The organism is Leifsonia sp. HAY1-4F (genome assembly GCF_056755275.1).
Window position 1 is genome coordinate 20,598 of the sequence record NZ_JBNDHX010000029.1, and the last position, 14,875, is coordinate 35,472.

Genomic DNA, 14,875 nt, shown 5'->3' on the forward strand with positions numbered 1-14,875 from the left:
ACTCGGCCGCATGGTCCGAACGCTCCGGAAGCTCGCGGACGACACCACGGGACGCCTCCGCGAGGAGGTCGGGCCGGAGTTCGACGACATCGACTGGACCCGCCTCGACCCTCGGCGCTACGACCCCCGCCGGATCATCCGGGATGCGCTGACGCTCGAGCCCGCAGAGACAACGGAACCGGCGCGTGCGACCGCGGCCGAGCACGACCGGGCGGGCGAGGCATGACGCGCGCACTCATCCTGTCCGGTGAAGGACGGTACGCCGATCCGTGGCACCCCTTCGAACGCACCTCGGACCGGCTGGCCGGCCTGCTCACCTCACTCGGGATGGATGCGGAGGTCAGCGGCGACGTCGACGCCCGGATGGCGAGGCTCCCCTCGGAGCTGCCCGACCTTCTCGTGCTGAACCTCGGGGACCCGGCCCTGAACTTCCCCGACGATCCGGCGCCCGACGCGGAAGCGGAGGGCCGGGCCGGCCTTCTGGGGTACCTCGCTGCAGGCCGTCCGCTGCTGGGCGTGCACGCCACATCCACGTCGTTGCGCGGCATCCCGGAATGGAAGTCCATCCTCGGCGGTGTCTGGGTGAGGGGCGAGAGCTTCCACCCGGACTATGCCCGGCTGAACGTTCACCTCGCCGCCGAGCCGCCCGCGTTCATCGCCGGCCTCGACGACTTCGCGGTGCAGGACGAGCTGTACTCGAACCTGTCCCTCGAGCCCGACAACATCGTCCTGGCAACGGCATCGGCAACGGCATCATCGGGCGGGGACGAGGTCCCCGTGGTCTGGGCGCGCACCGTCGGCCCGGCGTCCGCCCGGGTGGTCTACGACGCTCTCGGTCACGACACGGCAGCCTACGAGTCGGCCGGGCACCAGGCGTTGCTCGCCCGGTGCGTGCGCTGGCTGCTGTCCAGCGCCGACTGAGAAGCGCGGCGCACGTCGCGGCGCAGTGACTGCTGCGGTTGGGAGCGTATGCCGGTGCGCGCCGGACCGCAAACGTTCCGAACACCGGCAGTCGCGCCGATCGAGGGCCCGACTCGGGTCAGCGGAGCGCCGAGTAGCCGCGAGCCAGCTCGGCCCCCGCCGCCTCCGACCATCGGCGCGGTTCGCGCATCGCGGGGTCGGGACCGCCCGCCACGTCGCTGAGGGACGACGCCAACAGATACCCGCCCGTGTCCGCATGGATGAGACCTGCGGCGAGGAGGACGTCGGCGCCGGCGTCACGCGCCAGTGCGGCGACGTAGTCGGTGACCTTGCCCGCGCTCGACTGAGCGTCGTAGCGGCCCTCGCCGGTGATGACGACGTCGGCGTCCGCGATGAGAGCCGGCAGGCCGACGGCCGCTCCGACCGCTGCGGCGCCGGAGCCAAGCGTCGCTCCCCAGGCGAGAAGGCCGTACGCCGTGCCGCCCGCCGCTCCGGCACCCGCGACGTCGGGTGCTCCCACCGTGGCGGCCAGCCGGGCGAGTCCGGTCTCGAGCTCCGCGACCTGTTCCGGGGTCGCCCCCTTCTGCGGCGCGAACACGTGCGCGGCGCCGGCCGGACCCAGCAGAGGACTGTCGACATCGCTGAGGATGTGCGCGCCGCGCGGCGGGAGGGGCGGCAGCCCGGAGAGATCCGCCCAGCGGAGGGAGGTGAGCCCTCCCCCGCCGGCCGGAACCTGCTCGCCCTGCTCGTCGAGGAACCGTGCGCCGAGCGCGGTGAGTGCGCCCGTTCCTCCATCGGTCGACGCACTCCCGCCGAGCGCGAGCAGCAGCCTCGTCGCCCCGGCGGAGAGGGCATCCGCGATCGCTTCCCCGAAGCCGACCGTGCTTGCGGCCATCGGGGCCAGCTGCTGCATCAACCCGATTCCGCTCGTCGCAGCGAGTTCGATCACGCCGGTTCGATCCGGGAGCATCAGCCATTCGGCGCTCACCCTGCGGCCATCCGGCCCGGTCACACCGACCGCGTGACGTACGGCACCGGGCACGGCCCGTCGCAGCGCGAGAAGCGTTCCCTCGCCGCCGTCCGCCATCGGCGCCAGGATGACCCGGTCGCCGGGACGGACACTCGACCATCCGCCGGCGATTGCGACTGCGACCTCGTCCGCGGTGGCGGTGCCCTTGAACGAGTCGGGCGCGATCACGACGGTCGAGGCCACGTCAGGTCACCATCCTGACCGGCGGGATGCGGCCAGCGGGATGTGGTCGGCGAACGCCTGGACGGTGCGCGCGACGACCTCGGCCGGATCCGCCTCCCAGATGGCGGCGTTGAAGATCTCCACCTCGATGTCTCCCTCGTACCCGGCCGCCGCAACGGCATCCGTCAGGCTCCTGAAGTCGATGTGCCCGTCCCCCATCATCCCGCGCCCGAGCAGCACATCGGCGGGAAGCGGCGTGACGAAGTCGCACACCTGGTACGTCGCGATGCGTCCTTCGGCGCCGGCCTGCGCGATCTGCGGGAGCACCTCCGGGTCCCACCAGACATGGAAGGTGTCCACGGCGACCCCGACCGCTTCCGGCGGGAAGGGCGCTGCCAGGTCGAGCGCCTGGCCGAGGGTGGAGACGACGGCGCGGTCGGCAGCGTACATCGGATGCAACGGCTCGATCGCCAGGGTCACCCCCGAGGCGCGGGCATCGGGCTCGAGCTCCGCGATCGCGTCGGCCACCCGGGCGCGAGCGCCGCGGAGGTCGACGGAGCCTGCGGGCAGGCCGCCCGCGACGAGCACGAGCACCGCCCGCGAGCCCGGAGCACCGGCTGCCGCGAGCGCTGCGGTCTCGTCGATCGCCCGCCGGTTCTCATCGAGCGACCGGCGCCGCTCCGGGCCGTCGATCGCGGTGAAGAAGCCACCCCGGCACAGTGTGGACACACGCAGTCCGGAGTCGGCGACCATCCGCGTCGCCGTCTCCAGGCCCACCGCGGCGACCGGCTCCCTCCACAGTCCGATGGATTCGACCCCCGCGTCCGCCGTGACCCTGAGGGCGTCGGCGAGATCCGCATGCCGGATGGTCGCCTGGTTGAGCGACAGCCGGGGATCCGCCCGGGTCACGCCTCCACTCCGTTCAGGCTCAGCAGGTGGTTCCACCGTGCAGCCGCCAGTTCCGGTCGCTCCAGGGCCCCGGCGACGTCGGCCAGCCGCACGATCTCCGACAGGTGCGGGAGGCTGCGCGCCGAGTGCAGACCGCCGACCATGGTGAACGAGCGCTGGTGGCCGTTCAGCCAGGACAGAAACGCGATCCCCGTCTTGTAGAAGTAGGTCGGCGCGGCGAAGATCTGCCGCGACAGGGATTCGGTGGGGCCGAGGATGTCGCGGTACCGGTTCGTGTCGCCGGAGTCCACTGCCTGAATGGCCGCCGACGCACTGGGCGCGATCGCGGCGAACGCGCCGAGCAGCGCATCCGAGTGCGCCCGTTCGTCGCCTTCGATCAGTGAGACGTAGTTGAAGTCGTCCCCGGTGAACATCCTGACCCCGCCGGGGAGCTGCGAGCGCAGGGCGATCTCGGCACCGGGGTCGAGGAGGCTCAGCTTGATTCCGGCGATCTTGTCCCCGCCGGATTCGATGATCCGGAGGACCGTGCTGCTCGCGGCCGCCGTGTCGGCAGACCCGAAGTACGCGGCGAGGGCCGGATCGAATGCCTCGCCCAGCCAGTGCAGGACGATGGGGCCCGCTGCGGCCTCCAGCACCTCCCAGTAGACCCGCTCGAAGTCGGCGGGCGACTGCGCTGCCCGGGCCAGGTGGCGGCTGGCCATGAGCACGACCCCGGCCCCCGCGTCCTCGGTGAAGTGCAACTGCTCCTTGTACGCGTCGATCACCGCGTCCAGCGAGATGACCTCGTCCTCGACCTGGTCGGTGTTCACCCCGGCGACGAGGCGGCCACCGGACTCGCGGGCGGTCTCCGCCGAGCGGGTGATCAGTTCCCGCGTGGCGGCCGCATCCAGCCCCATGTTGCGCTGGGCCGTATCCATCGCGTCGGCAACGCCGAGCCCCCAGGAGTAGAGGTGCCGGCGGTACGCGAGAGTCGCATCCCAATCGATCTCCGCCGGCGAGCCGGGCACATTGTCCGCCCACGGCCGGGGGATGACATGCGCGGCGGCGTAGGCGACTCGCGAGACCAGGGGCTGGGTCGGCCGGTGGTGATCGGGAGCGTCGCGGAGCTCGATCGCCGTCGTCGAACCGTCGGCGTGGAGGAGGGTGGTGCGCGCCATCAGAGGCCGACTTCGGCCAGCTGGATGCGCCGGCCCTCGCGGGAGGAGCGCAGGCCCTGCTCGGCCAGCTGCACGCCGCGCGCGCCGGCGAGGAAGCCGTAGGGGTTCGGGGCGTCCTCGAGGACGTGGCGCAGGAACTCCTCCCACTGCGTCTTGAAGCCGTTCTCGAACACCTCGTTCGAGGGCGACTCGATCCAGTCGGCGTCGTAGTCGTGCTCGTCGGCGAGGTCGGGGTTCCAGACCGGCTTCGGTGTCGCGTTGCGCGGCTGGATCTTGCAGCCGAACAGCCCGACGACCGCGCTGCCGTGCGTGCCGTCCACCTGGAACTCCACCAGCTCGTCACGGTTGACGCGGGTCGTCCAGCTGGAGTTGAGCTGTGCGGTGATCCCGCCCTCGATCCCGAAGATCGCGTACGCGGCGTCCTCGGCGGTGGCTGCGTAGGGGCGGCCCTGCTCGTCGACACGCTGCGGGATCTCGGTCGCTGCGTGCGCGTACACCGACTCGACGCGGCCGAACAGGTTCTCGAGCACGTAGCTCCAGTGCGGGAACATGTCGACGATGATGCCGCCGCCGTCCTCCGCCCGGTAGTTCCAGCTGGGGCGCTGCGCCGCTTGCCAGTCGCCCTCGAACACCCAGTAGCCGAACTCGCCGCGCACCGAGAGGATGCGGCCGAAGAACCCGGAGTCGATCAGCCGCTTCAGCTTGCGGAGGCCCGGGAGGTAGAGCTTGTCGTGCACGACGCCGTTCTTGATGCCGGCCGCCTCGGCCAGCCGGGCGAGCTCCAGCGCCTCCTCGAAGGACTCCGCGGTGGGCTTCTCGGTGTAGATCGCCTTGCCGGCGGCGATGGCCTTGCGGATCGCGGCACTGCGAGCTTTCGTGACCAGGAAGTCCGAGTAGATCTGCCAGCGGTCGTCGGCGAGCGCCGCATCCAGGTCGGTCGTGTAGTCGGCGATGTCGTGGCGCCGGGCGAGCTCCGCGAGCTTCTCCTCGTTGCGGCCGACGAGCAGCGGGACGACCTGCACCCGTCGGCCGTCGGAGAGCAGCACGCCGCCCTGCTCCCGGATCGCGAGGATGGACCGCAGCAGGTGCTGCCGGTATCCCATGCGCCCGGAGACGCCGTTCATGATGATGCCGATGGACGTCATGTGTGCTCCTTGCCGTTGCGGAAAAGGTGCCTTCCGGGCTCTGTTCGGCCGCTGCGGAAAGCGCTTACCAGACGGTAGCGCGATTTGCGCGGAACGGCAACACGCCGCGGGAAGCGCTAGGCCCGGGAAGGAGTGGACTCGCGGATGCGGACTTCTCCCGCGATCGGCTCGCTCAGCCGCAGATCGGACGGGTCGGACACGGCGAGGGCCAGCGCCCGTTCGCCGATCTCCTCCAGCGGCAGCGCGACCGTCGTCAGCCGCGGAGTGAGGTCGCGCAGAATCGGCACGTCATCGAATCCGGCGACGGCGATATCCTCGCCTGGCGTCAGACCGGCGTCCTTGATGGCGCCGACGACGCCGATGGCCATGACGTCCGTGACCGCGAACACGCACTCCGGCCGGTCACCTGCGTCCAGCAACTCCGCCATCGCCCGATAGCCGCCATCGCGCGAGAACGCGGCCTCGACGATGCGGCTTCCGGGGGCCACGGAGAGGAAGCCGCCGATCCGCTCCGAGACGGTCGAGAGCCGGACATCGCCGGCGACGATGGTGAAGTCGGAATATCCGAGCACGCGGAGGCCGGTCGCCAGCGCGGCGGCCCCGTCCCTGTTGGCGACGGCGACCGACCGGATCCCCGGAACGTCCGGCCCGATCACCGTCAGCGCGTTCAGGTGCGAGAACGCCTCCCACCCCGCGTCGTTCTCCCGGCCGGCCGCAACGATCACCGCCCGCGGACGCTGTGCGCGCAGCGCAGCGATCAGCGCCGCCTCCTGCCCGGAGTCCTCCTGCACCGCGGACGCCTCCAGCCCTGTCAGGGTCACCGAGAGACCGTGCTCCCGGGCGCCCCGGACGACACCGGCGGCGATGGAGGAGAAGTACGGATCCGCGATGTCGCCCACGACGAGAGCCACCGTCGTGGAGGTGCCCTTGGCCACCGCCTGCGCCTGCGAGTTGACGCTGTATCCCAATGCCGTCGCCGACGCGAGGACGCGCGCCTTCAGGTCGGGCCGCACCTGCCGGGTACTGCCGTTGAGCGCACGCGAGGCCGTGGCCAGCGAGACTCCCGCGTGCGCGGCGACGTCCGAGAGGGTCGGTGCGGGGTTCTGGTTCACGGCTACACGCTAACGTGCTCCCGCCTAGACGCGGTCGTGGAGCGTCACGTGGTAGCCGTCGGGATCGGCGAAGGTGAACGTCCGGCCGAACGGACCGTCGATCGGCGCCGCGACGATCCGGTGCCCGCCGGCGGCGAGAGCGTCGTGAATCGCCTGCACCTCCGTGGCGTGGAGCCAGATCGCCGCGCCGATGCCCGGCTGAGGGACGGATTCCAGCGGAGTGCCGGGGACGATGTCCCGAAGCGCGAAGGCGATCGGCGCGGTCTCGAAGACGACGGCATGCGGAGGGCCGGCCGGCGAGCGGACGAGGCCGAGGTACTGCTCGTAGAACGCCTGCGATGCGTCGAGGTCGCGGACCTGGAGGGAGAGGAAATCGGGGCCGGTGGCGGGCATGGGTGCTCCTTCATTGTCGTGTCAGTTCTCTGACATCCATCATCGTATGTCAGAATACTGACATGAGTCAAGAAGACACCGCCGTCGACCTCGACAGTTCCCTGGGCTATCTGCTGAAGGAGGCCTCGAGCGTCCTTCGCGCCGCAATGGAGGCGGCGCTGCGTCCGCTGGGGATGACCGTGACCCACTACTCGTGCCTGGAGTTGCTGGCGCAGCGACCCGGGATGTCCAATTCGGACCTCGCGCGGGGCGCCTTCGTGACGCGACAGTCGATGAACGTGCTCCTGCAGGCCCTGGAACGCGAGGGTGATGTGACCCGCCCGGCCCAGGCTCCGGTGGGGAAGGTCCTGCCCGCCCGGCTCACGGACCGCGGCCGGCGCAGACTCGAAACGGCGAGCGCCGCCGTCCGTGCCGTCGAGGTCAGGATGCTGCGCGAGCTGACGCCGGAGGAACAGACGGACGCGTTCCGGCTCCTCCAGCGGATGATCCACTCGCTGCGGGAGACGTGAGGAGCGGTTTCCGGCTCTGTGCCGGAACGTTCTTCGCGTCCTCTCGTCTGCAGGCAGCACGACATGGGTGAATCGGCTAGCCCGGATGGCCGGCGTGCGCTCGGCGGAAGTGCGAGGGCGTTTCGCCCACCTCGGCGCGGAAGGCCCGCGTGAACGCGGCCTCCGAGCGGTAGCCGACCCGGGCGCCGACCGCGGAGATGCTCAGGCCGGAGCCGAGCAGCAGGTCGGAGGCGGCCATCATCCGCACCCGGGTGAGGAACCGCCCGAAACTCATCCCCGCCGCGTGCTGGAACCGGCGGAAGAACGTCGCCCGCGAGATGAGCGCGCGCCTGCTGGCCCGCTCCACCGACCAATCCCCACCGGGATCCGCCACCACCTCCTCGATGACCGGGCCGATGCGGGGGTCGGAGGCGGCTGTCCAGAACCGGCCGTGTGCGCCGACGCCCGGCGACGACCTCAGCACGAGCGCCAGCAGCACCGTGCAGAACGCGGACATGATCGCCGCCGACCCTGCGCCGTCGAGCGCGGCCTCCCCGCGCATCAGGGAGCTGAGCTGTGTGAGGACCGTCCGCCCGCCCTCGGATCGGAAGAGCGAGACGTGCATCGGAGTCGGCAGGGACGCGAAGAGCAGAGATCCGGCACCCGGCGCAACCGTGTAGTGACCGCAGAACAGATCGATGACAGCCGGAGAGTCGTCCTCACTGGTCGTCAGCGCAAAGGTCCGCCCGGCCGTCTCCCGGGTCGGCTGCAGCTCCGCCAGGCGGCGGGCCGCTCCGGGCGTGATGATGCGATGCCGCGCGCCGGAGGGGAGGACCACGACGTCGCCCGCCGTCAGCCGGTGCAGAACCCCTCCCACCTCGAGGTCGCACTCCCCCTCGAGCAGGACGTGGAACGGGACCTCGCGCTCGCCGTACGACACGTCCATGCGGGTGGAGCCGCCCAGGAGGCAGCGCTTGTCGAGCGTCGCCTGGAGCCGCGCCAGGCGGAGCAACCGGCTGATGTCGTCCATTGTGAGACTTTCGAGCAGAAGGATGAGGCCGTACGGTCTGTTTGTATCACTTCGATGCGAGCACACTCAAGGCCATGAACACCACGACAGCACTCACGGCCGACGTCCTCGTCGTCGGCTTCGGCAAGGGCGGGAAGACCGCCGCGCACGCGCTCACGGACGCCGGCCGGCGCGTCATCCTCATCGAGCAGTCCGACGAGATGTACGGCGGAACCTGCCCGAACGTCGGCTGCGTGCCGACCAAGATGCTCGTGCACTACTCGAACTCCAAGCGGCTGGAGGACGAGGCACAGGAGTTCTTCGCGAACTCCATCGAAGGCGTCCGTGCCCTCACCAGCGCCTTCCGCGCCGGCAACTTCGAGGCTCTCGACGGCAAGGACTCCGCCACGGTCATCACCGGGCGGGCCACGTTCCTCGACGATCGTACCGTCGCCGTGGGCGAGGGCTCCGACCGCATCACGGTCACCGCTCCCACCATCCTGATCAACACCGGGTCCGTCCCGATCGAGCCCGACATCGCCGGTGTCTCGGGCAGCATCCACCGGGTGAGCAGCACCGACCTGACCCGCGCCGACCGGCTGCCCGGCCGCCTCGTCATCATCGGCGGCGGTTACCTGGGGCTGGAGTTCGCCTCCATCTACCGTCACTTCGGCTCCGAGGTGACCATCCTCGAAGCGGCCGACCGCCTGCTTCCGAAGGAGGACGACGACGTCGCCGAGGTGGCGACGGGCATCCTCGCCGGAGACGGGATCACGGTGGTCACCGGCGCACGCGTCACCGGGATCGCGGACCACGACGGGGGCGCCTCCGTCACCTACGTGACCGGGAGCGGGACCACGACCGTCGAGACGGATGCCTTCCTCGCGGCGACGGGACGCCGACCGGCGACCGAAGGGCTGGGCCTCGAGTCGGCAGGCGTCGAGACGAGCGCACGCGGAGCGGTGATCGTGGACGATCGGCTGCGAACCAGCCGTCCGCACATCTTCGCGCTCGGCGACGTGAACGGCGGACCCCAGTTCACCTACGTGTCGCTGGACGACGCCCGCATCGTGCTCGACCAGCTGCTCGGCCAGGGAGCGCGGAGCAGGGCCGACCGCGTGGCCGTCCCCCGCACGCTCTTCATCACGCCGCCGCTCGCGACCGTGGGCCTGACCGAACGGGAGGCGCGCGCCGAGGGCCGGAACATCCGTGTCGCACGCAAAATGGTCGCCGACATCGTGGCGATGCCCCGGGCGTACACGGTGGAGGAGACGCGCGGCGTGATGAAGTTCATCCTGGATGCCGACACCGATCTCATCCTCGGAGCAGCGATCCTCAGCATCGACGCCCAGGAGGTCATCAACACCGTCGCGCTCGCCATGCGCCACCGGATCACGGCCACCCAGCTCAAGACCGCGATCTACACCCACCCGAGCACGACGGAGGCCTTCAACGAGGTGTTCGACGCGATCGTGTCCGACTGACGACGACCCACCGAGGAGGAGTTCGCGTCTCACCTCGATTGCGCGAGGTGTCCGGTGCTGTCGCGGGTCAGGGTTTCGGCCCGTGTTCAGCCGGCTGGATTCGCGGTGCCCCGGAGTGGTCCCGGCGGTGACGACCGTTGGTACTGTCCGAGGGATCGAGAGGAAGCCGATGCCGCATCGCACACCACCGTTGGTCGTCATGGGGGTCTCGGGCAGCGGGAAGTCGACGGTCGGCGCCGCCTTCGCAGAGCAGCAGGGACTCGTCTTCGTCGATGCCGACGCGCTGCATCCCGCCGGGAACATCGCGAAGATGGCCGCGGGCATCCCCCTCGTGGATGCGGACCGCTGGCCGTGGCTCGACCTGGTGGGTGAGGCGCTCGCCGACGGGACGGCGGATGTGGTCGCCTGCTCCGCCCTCCGGCGGGCCTATCGCGATCGCCTTCGGTCTCATGCGCCGGACGCGTACTTCGCCCACGTGAGCGGCACTGCGGAGCTCATCGCCCAGCGACTGGCGGGCCGCTCCCATGAGTTCATGCCGCCCGGACTCCTCGCCTCCCAGTTCGCGACGCTGGAACCCCTCGAGCCGGACGAGCACGGCCTGGTGGTTCCCGCCGAAGCCGGCCTCGAGCAGCAGCTCGGCCGCATCCGCGACGGGATCTCCGCCGCCCCTCGGTAGACACCTGGTTCCGTTTTTTGAACGCGGTTCGAAATCTCGAACAGATCCATTGCGTTCACTATGCGGAACCGTGTTAGATCAGGTGAACAACCAAGGGAGGTTGAGCGTGTCACATCAGAGAGCTGCCGAGCTGGGTCTCCGCGACCTCGTGCCGGAGGATTCCAGCCTCCGCCTGCTGTGCACCGCCGCCACCTGGTCCGAGGGGCCCGTCTGGCTCCCGACCCGGGGCGCGCTGCGCTGGAGCGACATCCCCGGCAACCGCATCCTCGAAGCGGACGGGACGACGGGCCAGGTCACGGTCTATCGGACCGACGCCGAGTACCCCAACGGCCGCACCCTCGCGGACGACGGAACCGTCGTCCAGTGCTCGCACGGCCGGCGTGCCGTCGAAGCCGATCGCGACGGCGTCGTCACGACGCTGGTCGACAGCTGGAACGGACGCCGGTTCAACTCCCCCAACGACGTGGTCGTGGCCCGCGACGGAACGATCTGGTTCACGGATCCGCCGTACGGCATCGTCCAGCCGCACGAAGGCCACCCGGGTGTCCCCGAATACGGCGGCAACCACGTCTTCCGGTTCGACCCGGCATCCGGCTCGGTGGATGCGGTCGTGACCGACATCGAGGAGCCGAACGGACTCGCCTTCTCCCCCGACGAATCAATCCTCTATGTCTCCGATACCTCGGCCGCACTGCGCACCGACGGGACGGGGAACCACCACATCCGTTCCTACCGTGTCGAGGACGGGCGCTGCACGGACGGCCGCGTCTTCGCCGTCATCGACCCCGGCGTCTCCGACGGCTTCCGGGTCGACGAGAACGGGAACATCTGGACGTCGAGTGCGGACGCCGTGCAGGTCTACGCTCCGGACGGCACCCTCCTGGGCCGCGTCCCGGTGCCCGAGTGCGTCGGAAACCTCTGCTTCGGCGGCGCCGACGGACGTACCCTCTTCATCGCCGCGACGACGAGCATCTACACGATCGAGACCCTCGTGCGCGACGCACGCGCTGTGAAGGTGCCGTCATGAGCGCCATCGCCTCGTCGCATCCCGCCGCCGCCGACACTCCGGCGCCCGCTGCCTTCCGGGCGGTCCAGGTGCTGGAGTACCTCGGCGCGCGCTCCGAACCGGCGACGCTCACGGACATCGCGATCGGACTCGGCATCGCCAAGTCGTCGGCCTCGAACCTGGTGACCACCCTCGAGGCTGCGCACATGCTCAGGCGTTCCGGCCGGAGATGGATGCTCGGCTACAAGGTGCTCGAGCTCGGCCAGTCGATGCTGGCATCCACCACGCTGGTCGGCGAGTTCCGGAGGATCACCGACGCGCTGCCCACCCTGCAGAACGACACCGCGCTGCTCGCCACGCTCGACGGGATGGAGGTCATCTACCTGGCCCGGCACGACGGCCGCCAGCCGATCCGGCTCGCCAGCGACATCGGCCGGCGCATGCCCGCGTCCGTCACCGCCCTCGGGAAGGCGATGCTGGCCAGCCTCCCGCCCGATGAACTGGATGCGCGCCTCTCCGGTGTGGATGCGCTGCCCCGTCCCACGAAGCGGGCGCCCCGCAACGTCGCCGAGCTGCGGCGCGAGCTCACCCAGGTCAGACTGCGCGGCTTCGCGATCGACGACGAGCAGAACACCATCGGCGTCACCTGCTTCGCAGTGTCGGTCCCCACGACGGGAGAGCCGATCGCCGTGTCCACCACGCTGCTCACCCAGCGTGTCCGTTTGGAGCTTCGCGAACGGCTCATCGCCGACCTCACGTCGCTCGCCCGTCAGCTTTCGCCCATCGCCGAGAGATAGGACCCCATGAACACCGCAGACCCGGCCTCCATACCCCTTCTGCAGGTCACCGACCTGACGAAGTCCTTCTTCGCCACGCGCGCCGCCGAGAACGTGACCTTCGCCGTCCACCAGGGCGAGATCGTGTCCCTGCTCGGGGAGAACGGCGCGGGCAAGTCCACGGTCATCAAGATGCTCGCGGGCGTGTACAAGCCGGACAGCGGCGAGATGAAGCTGTCCGGCGCCGACCTCGACTCCTCCGGGATCCGACGCCAGATCTCGATCGTCCACCAGAACCTGGGACTCATCGAGTGGATGACCGTCGCCGAGAACATGGCGCAGGTTCTGGGCTACCCGCACCGGCTGCGCCTGATCGATCGAAAGGCGATGAACCGCCGGGCTGCTGAGGTGCTCGAGCTGGTGGGCGGAGGCATCGATCCGGAGGCCCGTGTCTTCGATCTGCCGCGCACCGAGCGGAGCCTCCTCGCCATCGCGCGCGGCCTGGTCACCAAGCCGAAACTGCTCGTGCTCGACGAGCCGACGGCGTCCCTCCCCGCCGCCGACGTCGAGCGGCTCTTCGCCGTGCTCCGCCGGCTCCGCGACAGCGGCGTGGGCATGATCTACGTCTCCCACCGCCTCGACGAGATCTACGAGATCTCGAGCCGCACCGTCGTGATGCGCAACGGCCATGTCGTCGCCGAGCGTCCGGTCGCCGGACTGAGCCACGGCGAGCTCGTCGAGCTCATCGTCGGGCGCCACACCGAGAACACCGTCTTCGACGAACCGGATGCGGAGGTGCGGCTCGAACTCGACGAGGTAGCCGTCGAGAGCGCCGGCCCCGTCACGCTGCGCGTGCACCGCGGCGAGGTCGTCGCACTCTGCGGTCTCCGGGGAGCCGGCCAGGAGCCGATCGGCCGGGCCGTCGCCGGCGCGGTCTCCGTGCAGTCGGGCGAGCTGCGCCTCGACGGCCGCCCGTTCGTGCCGCGCAACCCGGCGGCCGCGGTCGCGCGCGGCATCGGCTTCGCGACCTCCAACCGGGAGGCCGAGGCCGTCGCTCCGGGGCTCTCGGTCCGCGAGAACCTCTTCCTCAACCCGGCGGTCTGGGGGCGGAAGACCTTCGAGTTCCGCACCGGCAAGGCGGAGCGGGCCGCGGCCGCGGAGTACGTGCGCGACTTCGGCATCAGACCTGCCGATCCCGAGCTGCCGCTCGACACGTTCTCCGGCGGCAACCAGCAGAAGGTCATCCTGGCCCGCTGGTTCGGCGTCGGGCGCAAGGTCGTCGTGCTCGAAGAGCCGACCATGGGCGTCGACGTGGGCGCGAAAGCCGACATCTACGGCCTGCTCCGGGATGCGGCACGCCAAGGCACTGCTGCCCTGGTCGTCTCCACCGATATGGAAGAGGTCTCCAAGATCGCCCACCGGGCGATCGTCTTCGGCCGCGGCGTCGTCGTCGCCGAGCTCTCCGGATCCGATCTCACGATCGCCAACCTGGTCGCCGCGGCGTCCGACCTCGACCGACCCACCGAAACAGAAATGAGCGTCGCATGAGCATGAACACCTCCCTCAAGTCGACGGCGCTGGAGCCGCCGAAGGGCGCACCCTGGTACCGCAAGCTGTACACCGTGTACGGGATGGTCGTGCTGACGGTCCTCCTGTTCGCCATCTTCGCCGTCGCGGCTCCCACCACCTTCGCGACGCTGCTGAACTTCCAGCTGCTCGCGTCGAGCAAGTCGGTGCTCCTCATCCTCGCGCTGGCCGTCACCCTCCCGATGGTGGCGGGGAAGATCGACCTCTCGATCGGCTACGGCGTCGGGCTCTGGCAAGTGATGTCGCTCCTCTGGCAGCTTCAGGGGATCGACTACCGGCTGGTCATCCTGATGTGCCTCGCCGGCGGCGCGGTCATCGGTCTCGTCAACGCACTGCTCATCGAGCTGGCACAGGTCGACGCGTTCATCGCGACCCTCGCCACCGCACAGGTCATCTATGCGATCACCTACTGGGTGACCGGCGGACGCCAGGTGACGGACAACACCGGGATGCGCGCCTCGGCCTTCGACTCCCTCTCCACCTGGTCGATCGGCCCCATCCCCGGCGTCTTCATCATCGCGCTCGTCGTCGCGGCGATCATCTGGCTCATCCTCGAGTACCTCCCGATGGGGCGTTACCTCTACGCGGTCGGCGCCAACCCGAAGGCAGCGGAGCTGACCGGTGTCCACCGCCGCCGCTACATCGTCGGCGCCATGGTCGCCTCGGGGATGCTGACCGCAGTGGCCGGCATCCTGCTCGCCTCGCGGCAGGCCGGAGTCGCGCAGGCGAACATCGGCCCGGAGTACCTGCTCCCGGCGCTCGCCGCCGCCTTCCTCGGCTCGACGACGATCAAGCCCGGCCGCGTGAACGCCCTCGGCACCGTCCTCGGTGTGCTCATCGCGACGATCGGCATCTCCGGACTGGAGCAGCTGCTCCCGGGACAGTTCTTCCTCGAGCCGCTCTTCAACGGGCTCACCCTCGTCGCTGCGATCACCATCGCCTCGCTCGCCAGCCGACGCCGGCTGAACCGGGCTGATACGCCCCTGTCTCTTATACACATCTGACGCTGCCGACGACGGA

General features: G+C 70.1%; 16 protein-coding genes. 9 read left to right on the top strand and 7 right to left on the bottom strand.

The window, feature by feature from the left end; genetic code table 11:
• The first annotated feature begins 10 nt into the window (after positions 1-10).
• Positions 11-226 carry a Sec-independent protein translocase family protein gene (locus tag ACPYOG_RS08015; protein ID WP_481293706.1) on the top strand — a complete coding sequence of 72 codons (216 nt, stop codon included), beginning with the start codon at positions 11-13 and terminating at the stop codon, positions 224-226.
• Positions 223-921, top strand: coding sequence for a ThuA domain-containing protein (locus tag ACPYOG_RS08020; protein WP_481293707.1), 699 nt, complete (start codon positions 223-225; stop codon positions 919-921). Before ACPYOG_RS08015 ends, ACPYOG_RS08020 begins: the two co-directional genes overlap by 4 nt.
• A gap of 118 nt (positions 922-1,039) precedes the next feature.
• Here ACPYOG_RS08020 and ACPYOG_RS08025 read toward each other — a convergent pair whose 3' ends face one another.
• From ACPYOG_RS08025 to ACPYOG_RS08050, 6 genes are all read right to left on the bottom strand, one after another.
• A complete protein-coding gene (locus ACPYOG_RS08025) occupies positions 1,040-2,134 on the bottom strand; it encodes a glycerate kinase (protein ID WP_481293708.1) in 1,095 nt (364 codons plus the stop codon).
• A gap of 6 nt (positions 2,135-2,140) precedes the next feature.
• Complete coding sequence (locus tag ACPYOG_RS08030) at positions 2,141-3,022, bottom strand: sugar phosphate isomerase/epimerase family protein (RefSeq protein WP_481293709.1); 882 nt, start codon at positions 3,020-3,022, stop codon at positions 2,141-2,143.
• Positions 3,019-4,179, bottom strand: a complete 1,161-nt coding sequence (locus ACPYOG_RS08035) for a dihydrodipicolinate synthase family protein (RefSeq protein ID WP_481293710.1) — start codon at positions 4,177-4,179, stop codon at positions 3,019-3,021. Before ACPYOG_RS08035 ends, ACPYOG_RS08030 begins: the two co-directional genes overlap by 4 nt.
• Entirely contained in the window at positions 4,179-5,324 is a 1,146-nt protein-coding gene (locus ACPYOG_RS08040; RefSeq protein WP_481293711.1) for a Gfo/Idh/MocA family protein, read from the bottom strand. Before ACPYOG_RS08040 ends, ACPYOG_RS08035 begins: the two co-directional genes overlap by 1 nt.
• A 116-nt stretch (positions 5,325-5,440) precedes the next feature.
• Positions 5,441-6,436, bottom strand: a complete 996-nt coding sequence (locus ACPYOG_RS08045; RefSeq protein WP_481293712.1) for a LacI family DNA-binding transcriptional regulator — start codon at positions 6,434-6,436, stop codon at positions 5,441-5,443.
• Between the two features lie 24 nt (positions 6,437-6,460).
• Positions 6,461-6,829: a VOC family protein gene (locus ACPYOG_RS08050; protein WP_481293713.1), complete on the bottom strand. Its 369-nt coding sequence runs from the start codon at positions 6,827-6,829 to the stop codon at positions 6,461-6,463.
• Positions 6,830-6,891: 62 nt separating this feature from the next.
• Between ACPYOG_RS08050 and ACPYOG_RS08055 the strand changes: the two genes are divergently transcribed.
• Positions 6,892-7,338 (top strand): MarR family winged helix-turn-helix transcriptional regulator, encoded by a 447-nt coding sequence (locus tag ACPYOG_RS08055; RefSeq protein ID WP_481293714.1) that lies wholly within the window; start codon positions 6,892-6,894, stop codon positions 7,336-7,338.
• A 76-nt stretch (positions 7,339-7,414) separates the two neighbouring features.
• On the opposite strand, the gene ACPYOG_RS08060 is transcribed toward ACPYOG_RS08055, so the two are convergent.
• Positions 7,415-8,347 (bottom strand): cupin domain-containing protein, encoded by a 933-nt coding sequence (locus ACPYOG_RS08060; protein WP_481293715.1) that lies wholly within the window; start codon positions 8,345-8,347, stop codon positions 7,415-7,417.
• Between the two features lie 74 nt (positions 8,348-8,421).
• Between ACPYOG_RS08060 and ACPYOG_RS08065 the strand changes: the two genes are divergently transcribed.
• The 6 genes from ACPYOG_RS08065 to ACPYOG_RS08090 all read left to right on the top strand — a co-directional run bounded on the left by ACPYOG_RS08065 (position 8,422) and on the right by ACPYOG_RS08090 (position 14,859).
• Positions 8,422-9,810 carry a dihydrolipoyl dehydrogenase family protein gene (locus ACPYOG_RS08065; RefSeq protein WP_481293716.1) on the top strand — a complete coding sequence of 463 codons (1,389 nt, stop codon included), beginning with the start codon at positions 8,422-8,424 and terminating at the stop codon, positions 9,808-9,810.
• 169 nt (positions 9,811-9,979) lie between these two features.
• Entirely contained in the window at positions 9,980-10,486 is a 507-nt protein-coding gene (locus tag ACPYOG_RS08070; protein ID WP_481293717.1) for a gluconokinase, read from the top strand.
• A 106-nt stretch (positions 10,487-10,592) separates the two neighbouring features.
• Positions 10,593-11,513 carry an SMP-30/gluconolactonase/LRE family protein gene (locus tag ACPYOG_RS08075; protein ID WP_481293718.1) on the top strand — a complete coding sequence of 307 codons (921 nt, stop codon included), beginning with the start codon at positions 10,593-10,595 and terminating at the stop codon, positions 11,511-11,513.
• Positions 11,510-12,289, top strand: a complete 780-nt coding sequence (locus ACPYOG_RS08080) for an IclR family transcriptional regulator (RefSeq protein ID WP_481293719.1) — start codon at positions 11,510-11,512, stop codon at positions 12,287-12,289. The genes ACPYOG_RS08075 and ACPYOG_RS08080 overlap by 4 nt, the downstream gene beginning before the upstream one ends.
• 6 nt (positions 12,290-12,295) lie before the next feature.
• On the top strand, positions 12,296-13,816 hold the full coding sequence (locus tag ACPYOG_RS08085; protein ID WP_481293720.1) for a sugar ABC transporter ATP-binding protein: 1,521 nt from the start codon (positions 12,296-12,298) through the stop codon (positions 13,814-13,816).
• Positions 13,813-14,859: an ABC transporter permease gene (locus ACPYOG_RS08090; RefSeq protein ID WP_481293721.1), complete on the top strand. Its 1,047-nt coding sequence runs from the start codon at positions 13,813-13,815 to the stop codon at positions 14,857-14,859. Before ACPYOG_RS08085 ends, ACPYOG_RS08090 begins: the two co-directional genes overlap by 4 nt.
• Positions 14,860-14,875 lie beyond the last annotated feature (16 nt).